The 17737-nt window shown below is 31.5% G+C and carries 16 protein-coding genes and 1 pseudogene; 14 read left to right on the top strand and 3 right to left on the bottom strand.

What is annotated here, in order from left to right; translation table 11 throughout:
* Nucleotides 1–137 precede the first annotated feature (137 nt).
* The 14 genes and pseudogenes from ACQH6S_RS04970 to ACQH6S_RS04905 all read left to right on the top strand — a co-directional run bounded on the left by ACQH6S_RS04970 (nt 138) and on the right by ACQH6S_RS04905 (nt 14059).
* A complete protein-coding gene (locus ACQH6S_RS04970) occupies nt 138–1502 on the top strand; it encodes a peptidoglycan DD-metalloendopeptidase family protein (protein ID WP_425360567.1) in 1365 nt (454 codons plus the stop codon).
* A gap of 35 nt (nt 1503–1537) precedes the next feature.
* Entirely contained in the window at nt 1538–2494 is a 957-nt protein-coding gene (locus ACQH6S_RS04965) for an Rpn family recombination-promoting nuclease/putative transposase (RefSeq protein ID WP_425364382.1), read from the top strand.
* 40 nt (nt 2495–2534) lie between these two features.
* Nucleotides 2535–3467 carry an Rpn family recombination-promoting nuclease/putative transposase gene (locus ACQH6S_RS04960; RefSeq protein WP_425364381.1) on the top strand — a complete coding sequence of 311 codons (933 nt, stop codon included), beginning with the start codon at nt 2535–2537 and terminating at the stop codon, nt 3465–3467.
* 40 nt (nt 3468–3507) lie between these two features.
* Nucleotides 3508–4532 (top strand): annotated as a pseudogene (locus ACQH6S_RS04955) (Rpn family recombination-promoting nuclease/putative transposase).
* Between the two features lie 131 nt (nt 4533–4663).
* On the top strand, nt 4664–5197 hold the full coding sequence (locus tag ACQH6S_RS04950) for a hypothetical protein (protein WP_425360570.1): 534 nt from the start codon (nt 4664–4666) through the stop codon (nt 5195–5197).
* Between the two features lie 403 nt (nt 5198–5600).
* On the top strand, nt 5601–6596 hold the full coding sequence (locus ACQH6S_RS04945; RefSeq protein ID WP_341759363.1) for an Mrp/NBP35 family ATP-binding protein: 996 nt from the start codon (nt 5601–5603) through the stop codon (nt 6594–6596).
* 13 nt (nt 6597–6609) lie between these two features.
* A complete protein-coding gene (gene lipA / locus ACQH6S_RS04940) occupies nt 6610–7518 on the top strand; it encodes a lipoyl synthase (protein WP_341759364.1) in 909 nt (302 codons plus the stop codon).
* A gap of 39 nt (nt 7519–7557) precedes the next feature.
* The gene (locus ACQH6S_RS04935; protein WP_425360571.1) at nt 7558–8121 is read left to right on the top strand and encodes a phospholipase D family protein; all 564 of its coding nucleotides are present in this window, start codon (nt 7558–7560) and stop codon (nt 8119–8121) included.
* A 297-nt stretch (nt 8122–8418) separates the two neighbouring features.
* Complete coding sequence (locus ACQH6S_RS04930) at nt 8419–9462, top strand: hypothetical protein (RefSeq protein ID WP_425360572.1); 1044 nt, start codon at nt 8419–8421, stop codon at nt 9460–9462.
* Entirely contained in the window at nt 9452–10081 is a 630-nt protein-coding gene (locus ACQH6S_RS04925; protein WP_425360573.1) for a hypothetical protein, read from the top strand. Before ACQH6S_RS04930 ends, ACQH6S_RS04925 begins: the two co-directional genes overlap by 11 nt.
* A 119-nt stretch (nt 10082–10200) precedes the next feature.
* The gene (locus tag ACQH6S_RS04920) at nt 10201–11418 is read left to right on the top strand and encodes a type IV secretory system conjugative DNA transfer family protein (RefSeq protein WP_425360574.1); all 1218 of its coding nucleotides are present in this window, start codon (nt 10201–10203) and stop codon (nt 11416–11418) included.
* A gap of 226 nt (nt 11419–11644) precedes the next feature.
* The gene (locus tag ACQH6S_RS04915) at nt 11645–12271 is read left to right on the top strand and encodes a dioxygenase (RefSeq protein WP_341759479.1); all 627 of its coding nucleotides are present in this window, start codon (nt 11645–11647) and stop codon (nt 12269–12271) included.
* Nucleotides 12272–12394: 123 nt separating this feature from the next.
* Entirely contained in the window at nt 12395–13129 is a 735-nt protein-coding gene (locus tag ACQH6S_RS04910) for a TlpA disulfide reductase family protein (protein ID WP_425360858.1), read from the top strand.
* 3 nt (nt 13130–13132) lie between these two features.
* Nucleotides 13133–14059 (top strand): S49 family peptidase, encoded by a 927-nt coding sequence (locus ACQH6S_RS04905; RefSeq protein ID WP_425360576.1) that lies wholly within the window; start codon nt 13133–13135, stop codon nt 14057–14059.
* Between the two features lie 25 nt (nt 14060–14084).
* On the opposite strand, the gene ACQH6S_RS04900 is transcribed toward ACQH6S_RS04905, so the two are convergent.
* The 3 genes from ACQH6S_RS04900 to ACQH6S_RS04890 all read right to left on the bottom strand — a co-directional run bounded on the left by ACQH6S_RS04900 (nt 14085) and on the right by ACQH6S_RS04890 (nt 17717).
* A complete protein-coding gene (locus ACQH6S_RS04900) occupies nt 14085–14855 on the bottom strand; it encodes a metal ABC transporter permease (protein ID WP_425364380.1) in 771 nt (256 codons plus the stop codon).
* A gap of 36 nt (nt 14856–14891) precedes the next feature.
* Nucleotides 14892–15044: a hypothetical protein gene (locus ACQH6S_RS04895; protein ID WP_425360578.1), complete on the bottom strand. Its 153-nt coding sequence runs from the start codon at nt 15042–15044 to the stop codon at nt 14892–14894.
* Between the two features lie 129 nt (nt 15045–15173).
* On the bottom strand, nt 15174–17717 hold the full coding sequence (locus ACQH6S_RS04890; protein WP_094649010.1) for an N-6 DNA methylase: 2544 nt from the start codon (nt 17715–17717) through the stop codon (nt 15174–15176).
* Nucleotides 17718–17737 lie beyond the last annotated feature (20 nt).

Genomic DNA, 17737 nt, shown 5'->3' with positions numbered 1-17737 from the left:
AGAAGTTGGCTATATCAAGACTTCTTTTAGAAGTCACTTATGTTGAGGAATTTGAAGGAAACTATCCATCCCAAACCAGATTATGGATAAATTTTTCCTGAATCACCTAAGAACCTAATACATTTGAGTAAGACTTAATGCAAGCTATTATCCAACTTATATTAACCAATCCACAAATTAAATCTAAATTTAGGACTGGTTTTTCGTACTTGTCTATATTTATTTTTATGGGCTTTGCTACTTTTGTATCTTCATCGATCAATAAATTCGTTAATGATACTATGTCAATTACCATAGCGGAACCAGAAATAGTTGACCCCTTAAAAGAACTATCGGATGAAATATCCCAAATTGTTACAGTCAAAAAAGGTGATACATTAAAAGCAATACTTTTGCATCAACAAATTCCAAGTAAAGAAATAACCCAAATTATAAAAATAGCAAGAGACAAAAATATTGGATCATCTTTAAAGATAGGGCAACAACTGGTTTTTGATTATGAAACAAAACTTATCGAACAAGATGATCAAGACCTTGCTTCCGAGTCACGTACATTGAAAAAACTAACTATAGCGTATGATAAAATCAAATCTCTAGAAATTATTAGAGAAGGTGAAGACCTTCTTGCGAAAGACGTAACCAAAGTTTTCAATAAGCTCCTAACCAAATCGTCGGTAGTTATTAATTCAAACTTTATGTCAGCTTTAAAATCTTTAGGGTTATCAAGTAATAGTATAAGTGAAATGATTAATTCGTATAGTTATCAAATTGATTTTCAACGTCAAATTAAAAATGGTGACACGGTAACTGTTATCACTGAGAAATTTGTTACCAAAGATGGTAAATTTTCCCATCATGGTAAGGTTCTATATGTATCACTTAATTTATCCGGTAAGGAGTATAATATTTTTCGATATTCTCCAAATAATACAGCAAATAATCATGATTTCTTTTCCGAAGATGGTAAAAGTGTTAAAAGAAGTTTGCTTAGAACCCCTATCAAATTAGTTAGAGTTTCCTCACATTATGGTAATAGACATCATCCTACTTTAGGTTATACCAAAATGCATAAAGGAGTTGATTTTGCAGCTCCAACTGGTACGGCAATTTATGCGGCAGGTAATGGGGTGATAACTGAGATAGGCTGGAAATCTGGTTACGGGAAATTCATACAAATTAAACATAGTCAGAATTTATCAACTGCTTATGCCCACGCTTCTAATTTTGCTAAAAACCTTAAACCAGGAAGTATAGTGAAACAAGGGCAAGTAATTGCATATGTCGGTAGTACTGGTAGGACTACTGGAGCACATTTACATTATGAAGTTAAAATAAGTGGTAAAAACGTAAACCCTATGCATGTTAAATCTACCCCTGGTATAGAACTTAGCGGCAAGCAATTGGCACAATTTAAGCAATTTAAAAATAGTATAAGGTCTTTAAGTAGTGAACTTGATAGTAAATCAGAAATTACTGAAAATTCAGCAACGAAATTTCTTTAAAATTTTATCAAAGAAGCTCTATAATTTAAGTTATTATGACTTCAGACAAGCCAAAACATGACGAAATCTTTCGCAAATCTATGGAGAATCCTATAGTTGCTAAAGAGTTTTTGGCAACTCATTTGCCGAAAGATGTGTTGGCTTTAATCGATAGCACATCTTTAAAATTAGAAAAAGATAGTTTTATTGAGCCAGACCTTTCTGAAACTATTTCAGATGTATTATTTTCTGTTAAGTTTAATGATCAGGATGGCTATATTTTTTTGTTATTGGAACATCAAAGTACTGTTGATAAAATGATGGCATTTAGGTTATTTAAATATATGATTAATATTTGTGATCGATATTTAACTACTAATCCTAAAGCTAAACGCCTTCCAGTAATTTATCCCCTAATAATTTATAATGGCAAGAAGAAATATAACGCATCGCTCAATATATGGAATTTATTTAGCCATCCAGATTTAGCCAGAGGCTTTTGGACAAATGATTATCAGCTTATTAACGTACATGACATCCCCGATGAAGAACTCAAGAAAAAAGTATGGTCTGGAATTTTGTTATTTTTCCTCAAACACATCCACGAACGTCAATTACTGAAAAGATGGCAGGAAATTTCTCATCTCTTGCCTAAATTGAGTAAAATAACAATAGGCCATGACCACATAAGAAATCTATTGAGCTATACTTTGACCTTTATTGAGCAAAGTGATAAAATAGAGTTAGAAAAAATATTAAAAAATAGTTTAACTAAAGAAAAAGGAGAAGAACTTATGCCTAGTATAGCTCAAGTATGGAAAGAAGAAGGGATTCAAATCGGAGAATCTAGAGGTAGAGCCGAGGGTAGAGCCGAGGGTAGAGCCGAGGGTAGAGCCGAGGGTGAAGCTAAATTAATAAAAATGATGATAAACAATGGTAACTCTATTGAGGAAGTAGCAAGAATGACTAGATTATCTATTACAAGAATCAATGAATTACTGAAAGTACAATAAGTAATGAATTATTAGATTAGCTATATAAGCAAATTTTATTATGACTCTAGACAAGCCAAAACATGACGAAATCTTTCGCAAATCTATGGAGAATCCTATAGTTGCTAAAGAGTTTTTGGCAACTCATTTGCCTAAAGATGTACTGGCTTTAATCGATAGCACATCTTTAAAATTAGAAAAAGATAGTTTTATTGAGCCAGACCTTTCTGAAACTATTTCTGATGTATTATTTTCTGTTAAGTTTAATGATCAAGATGGCTATATTTTTTTGCTATTGGAACATCAAAGTACTGTTGATAAAATGATGGCGTTTAGGTTATTTAAATATATGATTAATATTTGTGATCGATATTTAACTACTAATCCTAAAGCTAAATGCCTTCCAGTAATTTATCCCCTAATAATTTATAATGGCAAGAAGAAATATAACGCACCTCTTAATATATGGAATTTATTTAGCCATCCAGATTTAGCCAGAGGCTTTTGGACAAATGATTGTCAGCTTATTAACGTACATGACATCCCCGATGAAGAACTCAAGAAAAAAATATGGTCTGGGATTTTGTTATTTTTCCTCAAGCACATCCACGAACGTCAATTACTGAAAAGATGGCAAGAAATCTCTTATCTCTTGCCTAAATTGAGTAAAATAACAATAGGCTATGACCATATAAGAAATCTATTGAGCTATACTTTGACCTTTATTGAGCAAAATGATAAAATAGAGTTAGAAAAAATATTAAAAAATAGTTTAACTAAAGAAAAAGGAGAAGAACTTATGCCTAGTATAGCTCAAGTATGGAAAGAAGAAGGGATTCAAATCGGAGAATCTAGAGGTAGAGCCGAGGGTAGAGCCGAGGGTGAAGCTAAATTAATAAAAATGATGATAAACAATGGTAACTCTATTGAGGAAGTAGCAAGAATGACTAGATTATCTATTACAAGAATCAATGAATTACTGAAAGTACAATAAGTAATGAATTATTAGATTAGCTATATAAGCAAATTTTATTATGACTTCAGACAAGCCAAAACATGACGAAATCTTTCGCAAATCTATGGAGAATCCCATAGTTGCTAAAGAGTTTTTGGCAACTCATTTGCCTAAAGATGTGCTGGCTTTAATCGATAGTACATCTTTAAAATTAGAAAAAGATAGTTTTATTGAGCAGACCTTTCTGAAACTATTTCTGATGTATTATTTTCTGTTAAGTTTAATGATCAAGATGGCTATATTTTTTTGCTATTGGAACATCAAAGTACTGTTGATAAAATGATGGCATTTAGGTTATTTAAATATATGATTAATATTTGTGATCTATATTTAACTACTAATCCTAAAGCTATAGTCAATTCAGGAGAATTTGGGGCTAGGAACGATGGAGCGACGCCTATAAGTAATAGGCGAGCGACGAGTGACGACGTCACCAACTTCTCATCAATTGACTATAAAAGCCTTCCATTAATTTATCCCTTAATACTTTATAATGGCAAGAAGAAATATAACGCATCGCTCAATATATGAAATTTATTTAGCCATCCAGATTTAGCCAGAGGCTTCTGGACAAATGATTGTCAGCTTATTAACGTACATGACATCCCCGATGAAGAACTCAAGAAAAAAATATGGTCTGGGATTTTGTTATTTTTCCTCAAACACATCCACGAACGTCAATTACTGAAAAGATGGCAAGAAATCTCTCATCTCTTGCCTAAATTGAGTAAAATAACAATAGACCATGACCATATAAGAAATCTATTGAGCTATACTTTGACCTTTATTGAGCAAAATGATAAAATAGAGTTAGAAAAAATATTAAAAAATAGTTTAACTAAAGAAAAAGGAGAAGAACTTATGCCTAGTATAGCTCAAGTATGGAAAGAAGAAGGGATTCAAATCGGAGAAGCTAGAGGTAGAGCCGAGGGTGAAGCTAAATTAATAAAAATGATGATAAACAATGGTAACTCTATTGAGGAAGTAGCAAGAATGACTAGATTATCTATTACAAGAATCAATGAATTATTGAAAGTACAGTAAACTGGCACTTATTAGCAAGGCATTACTTTAGTAGCAACGAAGCAATCTAATGAATGTGGATTGCCACGACCTAGTTGTGTGGTCTAGGTAAAAAACGTCTTGTACTTTTCTGAAATTTTTTAATTGCCACGGTGTTTAATGCTAATCAAGTTAGCTATAATTTACAAACAACTAAGAACTCTATAGGTATCAAAATTATGTTTAAGCAATTAACTAACTTAATCGTATTAGTTTTATCGATTAATACAACAACAGGGTATGCAGAAGATAATCCAACTAAAGTTAATGAAAACGAAATGAACAAAACAATAAGAATACCTGCTCCTATTAAATTTCCTTTATTTAAGGAAGATAAAAAAGATATAGACAGACTTATAAAGAAGTTTAATAACAAGAAAAAACGAGAAATTGTTTTTTCAATATCTAGTGAAGAACCGTTAAATAAATGGCGTCCAGATTTAACTCAAACTATTCATGACACTCCGCGTGTTAACTGTTTTAGTCAAACCCCATGTATTAACCCAGATTATATACCTATTGGCATTAGAATGCCTGAAGATGATGAATATTTTTATGTAAGAAAAAATGAAACTAGTCCGGTGAGACGTTATAAGAAAACCTTAAGGCAAAAGATGGAATCGAAAATTAAATGCATATACTATTAGACCTCTTGCATAACCTAAAGATAACTGAGGAATTTTTAGGAAAAACGAAGTTGAATACCGCAGCGGACGAAGATGTACATGAGGAACGGAGACGAGTTTTGACAACAAAATTACCAATTAGATTAGGTTATGCAAGAGGTCTAATGACATTGGTTATTTTTTACAACTTTTAAGCTACCACAATGACTTCTAAAACTGCTTCCTTTTCTAACTAAGTATATAGAAAATACCTGAATAAAAATAATAAAAATATTTTTCATAAAATACTTAGTGCATATCATAATTAGTATATACTAAAATTATCTAAGGATAAGAGTATAGTCAATTCAAAAGGATTGGGTGCTAGACGTCACCAACTTCTCATTGACTATAGCTACCAAAAAAATAACCTATTGTAAAAAAGATGATTGATATAAACCAGCAACAAATACTAAATAAAATTTCCAGTATTACCTTTAGTGACAATACGAAATTAATCGATATTATATCTAATATTGTAATTAAGGATAAAAATATTGGATTTGCAATTGATATTTTTGGCAAGGATCCTAAGGAAGTTGATGAAATAAAAATTAAAGCTATCAATAAATTAAATGAAATAGCTAATATTGGCAAAATCACTATAGTTTTAACTAGTAGCAAAAATTTATCTAAAAAATCAACTAGTCCAAAAATTAGGCATTTCATTGATGGAGTAAAAAAGGTAATATTGGTGGCATCTGGTAAAGGGGGAGTTGGCAAGTCTACTATAACCGCATTGATAGCCGAGCAGCTAAATCTGGAAGGATATAAGGTAGGAATAGTAGATGCTGATATTTATGGACCATCAATTCCACAAATATTTGGTATTAGTGATGTGCCAGAAATAGTGTATAATAAAATGACCCCTTTAAAATCGCGGGGGATTGAAATTATTTCTATTGGATTTCTTATTCAGAATAATTCTGCTATTGTGTGGCGTGGTCCAATGGCTAGCAAAACCATTTACCAGCTATTATCTCTCACTCATTGGCAGGAGTTAGATTATTTAATTATTGACATGCCACCCGGTACTGGTGATATTCACTTAAGCATTTTAGAGAATTATCACTTAGATGGAGTAATAATAGTAACTACTCCGCAAAAGATGGCGGCAATAGATGTAGTTAGGTCGATTGATTTATACAAAAAATTTAATTTACCAATTTTAGGTATTATAGAAAATATGAGCTATTTAGTTGAAGCAAGTTCAGGAAAGAAAATCGAGATATTTAGTGGCAATAGTGGAGAAAATTTTGCCAAAGAATATAATATACCCTTAATCTGTAAGATTCCTATTGAACCAAAATTATCCTATAATTGTGACAATAGTATTAGTCTTACCGATATAATTAAACTACCAATAAAACAATTTGTTTAATAAGTAGGATTATATGTCAAACATAATCAAAATAGAAGAAGTGCCAGCTATAAAAAGACCTGATTGGATAAAGGTTAAAGCACCAAATTCGTATCAATATCATGAGACAAGAAAGATAATTGAAAATTTAAAATTAAACACAGTCTGTCAAGAAGCAGCCTGCCCTAATATCGGAGAATGTTGGGCAAAAAAACACGCTACAGTTATGATTTTAGGCTCTGTTTGTACTCGTGCTTGCCGTTTTTGTAATGTTAAAACTGGTCGCCCTGATTTACTCGATCCGCATGAACCACAAAGATTAGCTCAAGCTGTGATGAAATTAGGACTTGAACATGTGGTAATTACTTCAGTTGATCGAGATGATTTAGATGATGGTGGAGCTGAACATTTTGCCAATTGTATCAAAGAAATAAGATTAGCTTCACCTAGTACCACAATTGAAGTTTTAACACCCGATTTCCTTAAGAAAGAAGGAGCCGCTGACATAATAGCATCAGCAAAACCTGACGTTTATAATCATAACGTAGAAACAGTGCCTTCTTTATACAAAACTATTAGACCAGGAGCTAGGTACTACAATTCACTAAGTCTTTTGCATAATGTAAAAAAATTAGACCCTGAAATTTTTACTAAATCAGGTATGATGGTTGGTCTTGGAGAGTCGAACGATGAAATTATGCAAGTAATGGACGATTTAAGAGAAGCTAAAGTTGATTTTTTAACTATCGGGCAATATTTACAACCAACCAAAAATCATGCTATAGTTGATAGATATGTTTCTCCAGAAGAATTTAAATATTTTGAAAGAGTTGCCAAAGTTAAAGGATTCTCAATGGTTTCTGCCAGTCCATTAACTCGTTCTTCTTATCATGCTGGTGAGGATTTTCAAAAATTGAAGGATAATATTAGACTTCCCGCATAAGTCTATCAAATCCAAAAATTACTGTAAACATTATAGAAAATGAAAAAAATATCTAAAAAGCATAATACAAAATTATCAGTGATAATATCATTTTTACTCGGTATTGCTACCGGAGTAGGCTATAATGAAATAAATGATACAGCTTCTTGGCATAGTTTTCATACTGAAACTGATAATTTGAATGTCTGCTTTACCCCTCCATCCGGTTGTGGCTCATTAATAGCAGAAGAAATATCTAAGGCTAAGGATAGTATCTATATTCAAGCATTTGGCTTAACTTCGCAAAAGATAGTTGATAAATTAATTAAGGCGAAACAAAACGGTGTTGAAGTAAGGATATTATTAGATCGTAGTAACTTACATGATAGATATTCTAAAATGCATGAATTAAAACGAGCTGGTATTGATGTATCAATAGATAAAGTACCAGGTATAGCTCACAACAAAATTATGATTATTGATAAAAGCAAGGTGATTACCGGTAGCTTTAATTTTACTAACGCAGCTGATAATAGAAATGCTGAAAACGTTTTATTAATAGAGAATAGCGATATTGCAGAAACTTATCTGCAAAGTTGGCTTAGTCGTCGAGCAAAGAATTAATAGGCTCTGTCAATGGCGTCTTTTATAGTCAATTCAGGGGAATTGGGTAGCAGGAGCGACGCCTATAAGTAATAGGCGAGCGACGAGTGACGACGTCACCAACTTCTCATCAATTGACTATAGTAAACCATCTCCATCAGTAAAGTAGAAAAAAAATAAGTGTTTGTAACAGAAATATTTTGACATACTAAAATTATAAACTATAAGAAGACATTAATAATGGAATCTATAGATCAATAATGATCATTGACCATAAATATCCACCAAATAAAAACAATATAGACTAAGAGAACGATTATGAAATATAACCTAGACATACAATATGATGCTATAATAAATGATGAAATGGTACAAAGGCTCGAACAAAATAAAAATATCATAAATTATTTGGAAAATGAAGAGGTTGTTAATGTAACTGTAGATACTAGGAAAGTACCAGAACATTTTACAAAAATAATAATAGCTGCATGTTTAAGTGATCGTTCTCTAACAACTCCTAATTGTGAGTTAATAAAAGTGCTAGGTCTTAGCAATAATAATCCTGCTTTAGAATATATTCACAAGAATGAAGATTTATTAAATTACTTTAAAAATGAATCAAGAGAAGATATTGTTCCTAAATATGGTTCAAATTTAGGAATGTTGATTTTAATGGATAGTCATCATTCGCAAGAAGTGCAAGATGTGCAACTAGAGTGCATGTCTGTAAATAGTTCTATGCAACTTAGTACTTTCTCTCGTAGTAACTTTTTCACAGCTGTTCCAATAAAAGATGAGGAATTAAGTGCAATGATAAATCTATTGTCTGGTAATTCAGGTAATTCAGAAATTGGTTGTACAGCAGCTATAATAGCCCAAACGCTAGTAGAAAATCTAAGTCAAAATCATATATCTTTACAAAAGGGCGATCTGCCTCTCATAGCATGTATGGTATATTATAGGTCTAATCACTCTGAATATCAAAAATTTCGTGATCAGGCACAACAAAAGCTTTCATTAGGTTCAGACAATATATGGCAATTGTTCAGCGTTATTGACGCAATTTCAGATGATCCTGATTTATTAAAGCCAGTAGGTAAATCCAGTATAGAAAGGAAAATTGTAAATGATTTAGTGGAAAAGATTAATTCATCTGTAGGTATTTTAAAAGACCAAGGAAACAGTAGTGGTACTGTCGAAACTCTAGCAAGGTTGCATGATTATTTAAGCAAACTTTATTTTGACCATAATCAAAATATATTTAACATACATTTTCCCCAGGAGACTATTGATTTCTTAGTACAAAATGGATTTAATGAGATATATCCAATTGGAGAGTCTATGACGCCTAATGATTACTAACAAAAAGGCATTATGTCAAGTGGTTGTTATACAGAAGGTAAAAAGAAAAAAATATCCTGTAGGACGTGAGCTTTTAACCAAAAAAGACTTTAACGGTGATACTCCTTTGGAAATTGCTAATAGACGTGGCAACAATTTAGCAGTTAATATTCTAGAGAAAGAATATTTTGAATCAGCTAAAGAACAATTAGCAAAATATTTTAAAACACAGATGGAAGGTAAGGAAGTTATTACTACGGCTCATCAGAATGAAATGAAAAAGGATGTAATAGCGATATTATCTCCTATGATTACAAAAAATGGAAAGTATTATGATATTACAGAAGTTGCCGGATCGATAGTTAGAAAGTCCGCTAAAATTGCTGATAAAAAATTAGATTGGAAACAGAAAATTGCAGAAATAGGTGATATTATAAAGGGCGCATTGCCAAAAATCTTTTTTAACAAGAGAGAACAAAAATTTAAAAATATATTAAATGACAAGAATATTATAACTGAATTACAAAAACTCCGCAAAGATTATCAAGTAAAGAATGATAATAGTAATATAAAAAAAATAACTCCAATATCAGCAGTCAAAACTATAAAAAATAAGGAAGATCAAATCATTAAATCGTGATAGATCATGATTATGATTGCTTTTTGTCCTCCGAGTTTATATCCTAAAATATTTGGGTGGACGAATAAAATTCGTATGATATTTTTACTTACTTGCAATCTTTAATTCCGGTTTACAAAATGTCCTCTGAAAATGCAATATTTTTAGGTAACCATGAAAATGGCAAACCTCTATATGCCGAAGGTTATCAACCTATTTTATTACTAGCACCACATGGCTCTGGTAAAGGGGTATGCTTTGTCCTTCCTACTTTGTTAACTTATTCCGAGTCATGTGTTGTTCATGATATAAAGCTCGAGAATTACCAACTTACAAGTGGATACAGAGCATCGATTGGACATAAGATTTTTGTCTTCAATCCGCTCTCGGGTAAAGACAAAACTCATAGATATAATCCGCTGGATTATATTAATTCGGATTCCAGAGAAATAATCAATGACATTCAAAAGATTGCTGATTTATTGATCAAAGATAATGCTAGTAGCAAAAGCTTATTTACTGGATTGGTTCTATATCTTTGCAACGATACTACCAAAACAAGATCGTTAGGTGAAATAGCAAGAATGTTACAAAGGAATTTAGCTCAAGAACTATCAGATGGAATTGATAAGGCGAAAGTTACAATTCATGAGTATGGTCTTGAAATAATCTCGTCTTTTTTGAGCAAAACTACTAAAGAACAAAATGCTATAATCAAGGAGCTAAGTCATTATCTATATCCATGGACTAACCCATTCATTGATTATGCTACTTCAAAATCAGACTTCGATATTGCCGATTTAAAAGTAAGCAAAATGACTCTTTATGTCGGAGTAAACCCTGCAGACATTAAGAGGCTGCAACCAGTATTGCAATTATTCTACAACCATATGGCAGATAGGTTGATAAATACCGCCCAAAATCTTGGTCATACTGAGAAAAACGTAGGAGTATGCTTATTGATGGATGAGTTTTATTCAGTTGGCAAATTGGAAATGTTTACATCATGTTTACCTTATTTTCGTGGTTACAAAATTAAACTATTCTTGATATCGTCAAATATTGGCAAAATAGAGGAAGTTTATGGTGAAAATGAAACTGAAAATATTATATCAGACTGTCCGTGTAAAATAGCATTTGGGGCTAATAATTATAAAACGGCAAATCTTATATCTGAAATATGCCAAGATCGGGAAAAAAATACAGAACTGCTATCCTGGGAGCAAGTCATGAGTTTGCCAGTAGATTCTCAAATTATTTTAATGGACAAAGAACAACCTGTAATTTTAAAAAAAGTTTTCTATTATGATGACGAGGAAATAAAGAAAAAAATTATTGCTCCAGCGGTGTTGTGGTGATTTGTAGAGCTAACCTGGTTGGCATTATGCCGTCATTAGCGGGAGCCACTTTGTGGTAAAGACAAACAGGCTCTTACTATCCCAAACGTCATTGCGGATCACGCAAGTAGGTCGTGGCAATTCATTTCTAGTCACTATGAACTCTAAAGCGTCATTTTCTAACTTTCGACAGTTGTATCACCTAGAAGGCTGTCTATGATAATTAATTAAACATAAGTGGCAAAACATGAAAAAGTTATTATTTCTAATCTGTTTGTGTTCTACTATTGCTATAGCAAGTGAACCTAACTATTATCCTAATAGGCTTAATTGCTGTAAGATTACTAAGAGTACAATAAATGATTATGAACCGCTAGAGTTTCAATCATCCAATAACTTACTTAGAAGCACAGGTCAACAATCGGTCTATCGTGGTACAAAAATTATAGTGAAGGGTATATTGTTAGACCAGCATTGCGTTCCAGTATCAGATGCAAAAATATATTTATGGCAAGTTGGAAGTGATGGAAAATATCCCTATATACCACTTCGTACTCGTATCAATAAAAAAATGCTAAATCTTGTAAGTAAATCAAGTTTTACCGGGTCTGGTACGGCTACTACCAATAATAAAGGAGAGTTCTATTTTGTTACTATATACCCTAGTAAAATTGGTCGTGAAACTGCTAATGTAAACATTAGAGTTGAGCATTTGGATCTTGGGCAATTACAAACTAAGTTATATTTATCTAACTCAATGGTTGATTTAGATAATTGCGGAGAAGTTAGCCATGTTCTGACTAGTGTTCATAGTGGCATCAAAACTTATGAGTTTAAGGTTGTGATGCCAGGACGAACATTCAAAAGATATTAAAGGTTGGATTATTTACATCCGCAACAATCTTCTACAATGGGCTTTTCTAATGGCTTTTTTAGTCCACAAGAAGTTAAAATTAAGCAGCTTAATAATATTAGAGGTAAAAAAATATTGTTTTTCATGATAATTAATAAATTAGTTGGCAATAATTCTATTGTTTATAGGTATATTAAAAAATATAGTAAACTGTTTTTTTTGATTGTAGCATACTTATTGTGCATCACTAATAGTTTTGCATTAGATTATAGCAAGTCAGGCGTAAAAATGCTTGATTCATCTCCCGTTCCAGATACGGTATTTTTTTTCGATGATAAAGGTGGAAAATATTCTCTTGATAATTTTGAAGGAAAAACGATATTATTGGTATTTTGGGCAACATGGTGTGCGTCTTGTGTTAAGGAAATGCCAGATTTAGATATATTGCAAAAAGATTTTAGAAAGCTGCCATTCGCCATAATTCCTGTATCACAAGACTACCAAGGCATAGAGGTTATACAAAAATATTATAAAAATTATGATATAAGATATTTACCAATCTATCATGATTTTAGGAATCAATTATTTAAAGCTCTTTCAATAGTTGGTATACCAACTGCTATTCTAATTAGTCCAGATGGAAAAATGTTAGCAAGTTTTGTTGGTATTATTAATTGGTACGATACAGAAATTCGGAATATTATTTTGTCAAACATTCCTGGAAATCATCCAGAACCTAAGAATAGTTACCGTGAACAAACGATTAATCAACCGATTAATAAACAGTTAGCACCTAAAGAACAGAAAGATAAAAAACTAGAAGTACAACAAAACATAAAAGAAGATCATAATGCTTCTGAAGAAACAAAAAAGGAGTAACCAATGCGTAAAGCACATAATAAAAATTCAATTGCCGACACGAAATTTGAACAGGTAATTGCTAAACGTCAAGTAGGTAAGTTAGAACAATTATTTTCCTTGTTACCTATAATAGGTTCTGGGGCATCAAAGCCAGTAGTTGCGGTTCTTCGCCTTAGTGGAGTTATCGGTAAAGTAAGCTCAATAAAATCAGGGCTAACTATTGAGTCACTACATGAGTTAATTGACAAGGCTTTTGAAATCAAAAATCTTGAGGCTCTATGTTTAAGTATAAATTCTCCAGGTGGTTCACCTGTGCAATCTGAGCTGATTAGTAAACGTATAAGGTTGTTAGCTCAGGAAAAGAAAATACCCATTTATAGTTTTGTAGAAGATGTAGCAGCATCTGGTGGATATTGGCTTGCCTGCATTGGCGACCAAATATATGCGTCTAGGAGTTCAATTATTGGTAGTATAGGAGTTATTTCGACTGGTTTTGGGTTCCCCGCTGCTATCGATAAGCTTGGTATAGAAAGGAGAGTCTATGCAGAAGGTAAAAATAAATCTATCCTTGATCCATTTCAACCAGTGCAAAAGGAAGATATTAAAATTATTAAGCATCTACAAAAACAGATTCATCAACATTTTATAGATTATGTTAAAGAACGTCGAGTCAGTAAGTTAACTCAAGAAGATGATATTTTATTTAATGGAGAATTCTGGTCTGGACAAACTGCTGTTGATTTTGGTTTAATTGATGGTATAGATGATATGTATAGTTTTATAAAAAAGAAATACGGGGATGTCACTATTAAATATGTAGCTAATAAACAATCATGGATTAAGAGAAAGCTTGGTATGGTAAGGCATGATTTCGTGCAAGAATTTTCTGATAGCTTGATTGAATCGATAGATAATAAAATTACCTATGATAGATTTAATATACGGTAATATAACTAACCCTACAATTTTTATGCTATACTTTAGTTGCTCGTGAAATTATATAGAATAAACAATAAACCATAGTATTTATTACAGTAATTATTGGGGTAATTGGTACATCAAGATATAATGATGCTGTTAAACCAAGGAAATTTACAATTAAAGCCACGATAACTGAATTGATAATCATTTGAGCAGGGTTACTAGAAATCATCCTAGCCGTCATGGTTGGAATCAACAAAATACTAGTGACAAGTAGTGCTCCAACAATTTTAATAGTCGAGAATACTGATAAAGATAAAAGTAACAAAAATGCCAATTCAATGGTTCTTACTTTTATCCCTTTAATTTGAGCAATATCTCTATTAATTACAATTAGAATAATCTGACGGTAGAAATAGCAAATGAAAAAAATAACTAACAGAAATATGACTGATAAAATTAATATATCATTTAAGGAGCTAGATAAAATATCGCCAAATAATAGGCTAGTAATCTTAATCTGTAGTGGATACATATAACTTATTACCAAAGCCAAAGATAACATAAAATTTGATACCAAGATTACCACATTACTACCACCTGATCTATTTTTTAAGGTAAATACTAAGATAGCAAAGATAATAGCGACAATTAATCCCGAATAAACAACAGGCAAATGGATTATAAGGCTAATACTCCCAGCCAGTAAACTAGCATGCGACAAACCATCACCAAAATAAATATATTTTTTCCATAAACTTAGACAACCAAGAGGAGCAAAAATTAAACTAATTAGAATTATAGTTAATATTATTAGAGTCATTTATACGATTTTTAATAAATAAATTGAGAATAGCACTTAGTGCTTAATTATTTTTATGGTTATATATAGCCAATTCAGGAGAATTTGGAAACGTTGCACTCGTTGCTCACCTATTACTTTTATAGGCGTCGCTCTATCGTTTCTACTACCCAATTCTCCTGAATTGACTATAGGCTTCTGGATTGCCACGCTTACGTACGTTCGCTCGCAATGACGTAGGCATCTATAACCCGTCAGTCATTGCGAGGAGTGCAGAAACTGCACAACGAAGCAACCCATATAGTCTTGATGTATCTATACTAATTCTCATGGATTCAACTATGTTACAATATCACCAAACTCATCCCTTAAAAAAGATAGTTTGTCCAAAGCTTGCCATTTTTGAGTAAATGTATCTTTAATCTTATTTGAAATCTCTAAAGTTTTATTTCTATCTAATGGAATAGGTATTAAAAGTTCCTTCCATCTATCTCCTATATTTGGTAGAGTTGTGTCTATGAATATTTTGTTATATAGCTGTTTTTGTGTAATTGAATGAGACATAGCAAATAGAAAATAATACGATGTAATATTGTAAATGTTATGTTGATTAATAATTCTAAAAGTTGTAATTTCATTAGTCAATAAAACATTCGTATCAAATTTTGAAATCATTGCAACAGACCCTATCCTATAACTTCCTCTACGAACAAAGACTACATCCTCTTGTTGTAAAGACAAACCATTCTTACCTTTGATTTTATGATATATATGTTCTGGTACTAATGCAGTTGGGTTCTTGTAAATTTCCCAATTAATTATATCAGCCACTCTAACATAAGGGACTGTTCCAGTCCCTTTATACTCGCTTGGCGGTGAACCGTGTCCGTTAAATGCTTGTAAAATATTTTGCTTTAATAATTCGTTAATTGTAATAAGTTTAAATTTTTGATTATTAGCTATCTCTTTTATTTCTTCTTCTTTTTTTTTCCAGTAATAGCGTGGTACATAAACGTTATTGGTGATATCAGAACTTGAAGTTATAAAGGTATTTTTATTGAATTTTTTAGATAACAACTCATTTCTTATGGTTTCTGTATCGTCCCAAATTTCTTTTGTAAATACCTCATTTGTACTATCGTACCTATAAATTAATCTTCCAGTATGATCATGCCCCATTTCTTCTGCAACAGCCATGATAATATCACTATTTTGTCTTTTGCCTTTTTCTAATACTAATAAACAAGTTTTCGCATTACAATAAGGTCTAAAAGTATTATGAGGTAGGTCTATAACTGCAATAATATTATTTTCTTTAACTAAAAAATCTAGAACGTGTTTTTTAGAAGGGGCATGAAGGTAAGTCTCTGGTAAGACTATTGCAAGTTTACCTCCATCTTTTAATAATTGCAAACATCTTTCTATAAATAACTCTTGAGGTTCAGTTTCTTTTACTTTATTAGTTCTTATAAAAGAATTACCTTCTTTTTTATATTGATGCCCTAGTTCAAAATATTTACAGTCTTCTTTTAGAACCTTGATTTTGCTACCAAATGGAGGATTTGTAACAACAAAATCAAAAGTGTTTAGTTCAATTTCACCGTCTTTTTGAGTTGTAATTAATTCTTTTGTTTTTACCTGGAATTCATGAATTGGATGCAATGTATTTTCTTGAACAATTTTACTCTTACCATCACCTATAATTGTCATATATGCTTTGCATATCTTAACTAAATCTATTTCTTTCTCTAATCCATAAAAACACTTTTCGGCTATTTGCTTTTTTAACCTATTTATATCTGTTGAATTTTTATATGTTCGATCATGATCCATTTTTTTCCAAACATGTTCAAGTGCATATATTAAAAAACCACCACTACCACAAGCAGGGTCTATAATGGTCTGATTTGGGGATGGATCCAAAATTTGCACTGCAAGCTTTACAATTTCTCTAGGTGTAAAAAATTCACCTTTTTCACCAACTAATTTACTTTCTGCAAAAGTTTCAAAAGCCTCCCCTACTATATCTTTTTCAGTTTTTAGTAATGCGATTTGCTCTAGTTCTCCAACTACATAAACAATTGATTTTGCATCAAGTGTTATTTCTTCATTTGTAATAAAAATTCCATCATCTTCTAATTCTTCTTTTACTTTTATAAACAATTTTTGTATTCGTTTTTTAACTTTACCATATTGTGCTATCTTAATTTCTTCATTTTCACTTTTATCATTATTTATTGTCTCCATTTCTTCTGTTGTTATTCTAAAATTTGGCAAACTATCAAGTTCATATTTCTCATCAATAATCTTACAAAAGATTAGTTTAATCATTTCGCTTCCAAGCTTTTCTTTCCTACTAATATTTGTATTAGAATATAAAGTATTTAGTATACGCCTAAAAACAGGTTTTAGATTTTTAACAGGTTTTAATTTATCTTTTGTTATATTACCTATTGCTTCTATCGTTTCTCCTTTTTTCGGTATGTTAAATAGACAATCTTTCTTTACTTCTCCTTTAGAATTTTTATATAAATATTCAATTTCTTCTCCATTAGTCCAAACTCCGAACAAAGCAGAAGTAGCTTGCATATAACTCGTCAGTTGTTCTAAACCGTCTTTTCTACTTTTCTTTTTAACCTCAACAATACCAAGTATATCGCTATATTGATTTCTATTTTTTGATTTATTTTTATATATTACAATATCTGCTTTTTTTACAGCACTACCCATTTGTATTGAAACTTCAATATCTAATTGCTCTTTGTCATAAAAATAGTCGTCATACAATATCTTTTCATATTCTTGTCGTACTTTTTCTTCAGGCTTTTTTAAATCTACAGCTTTGTTTGTTGCAAAGTCATTAATGTATCCATCCTTTAACATACTAATTTTTATTGATTACC

This window comes from Candidatus Tisiphia endosymbiont of Mystacides longicornis (genome assembly GCF_964031095.1).
Classification (GTDB): Bacteria; Pseudomonadota; Alphaproteobacteria; order Rickettsiales; family Rickettsiaceae; genus Tisiphia.
This window is presented reverse-complemented; position numbering and strand designations above follow the sequence as displayed.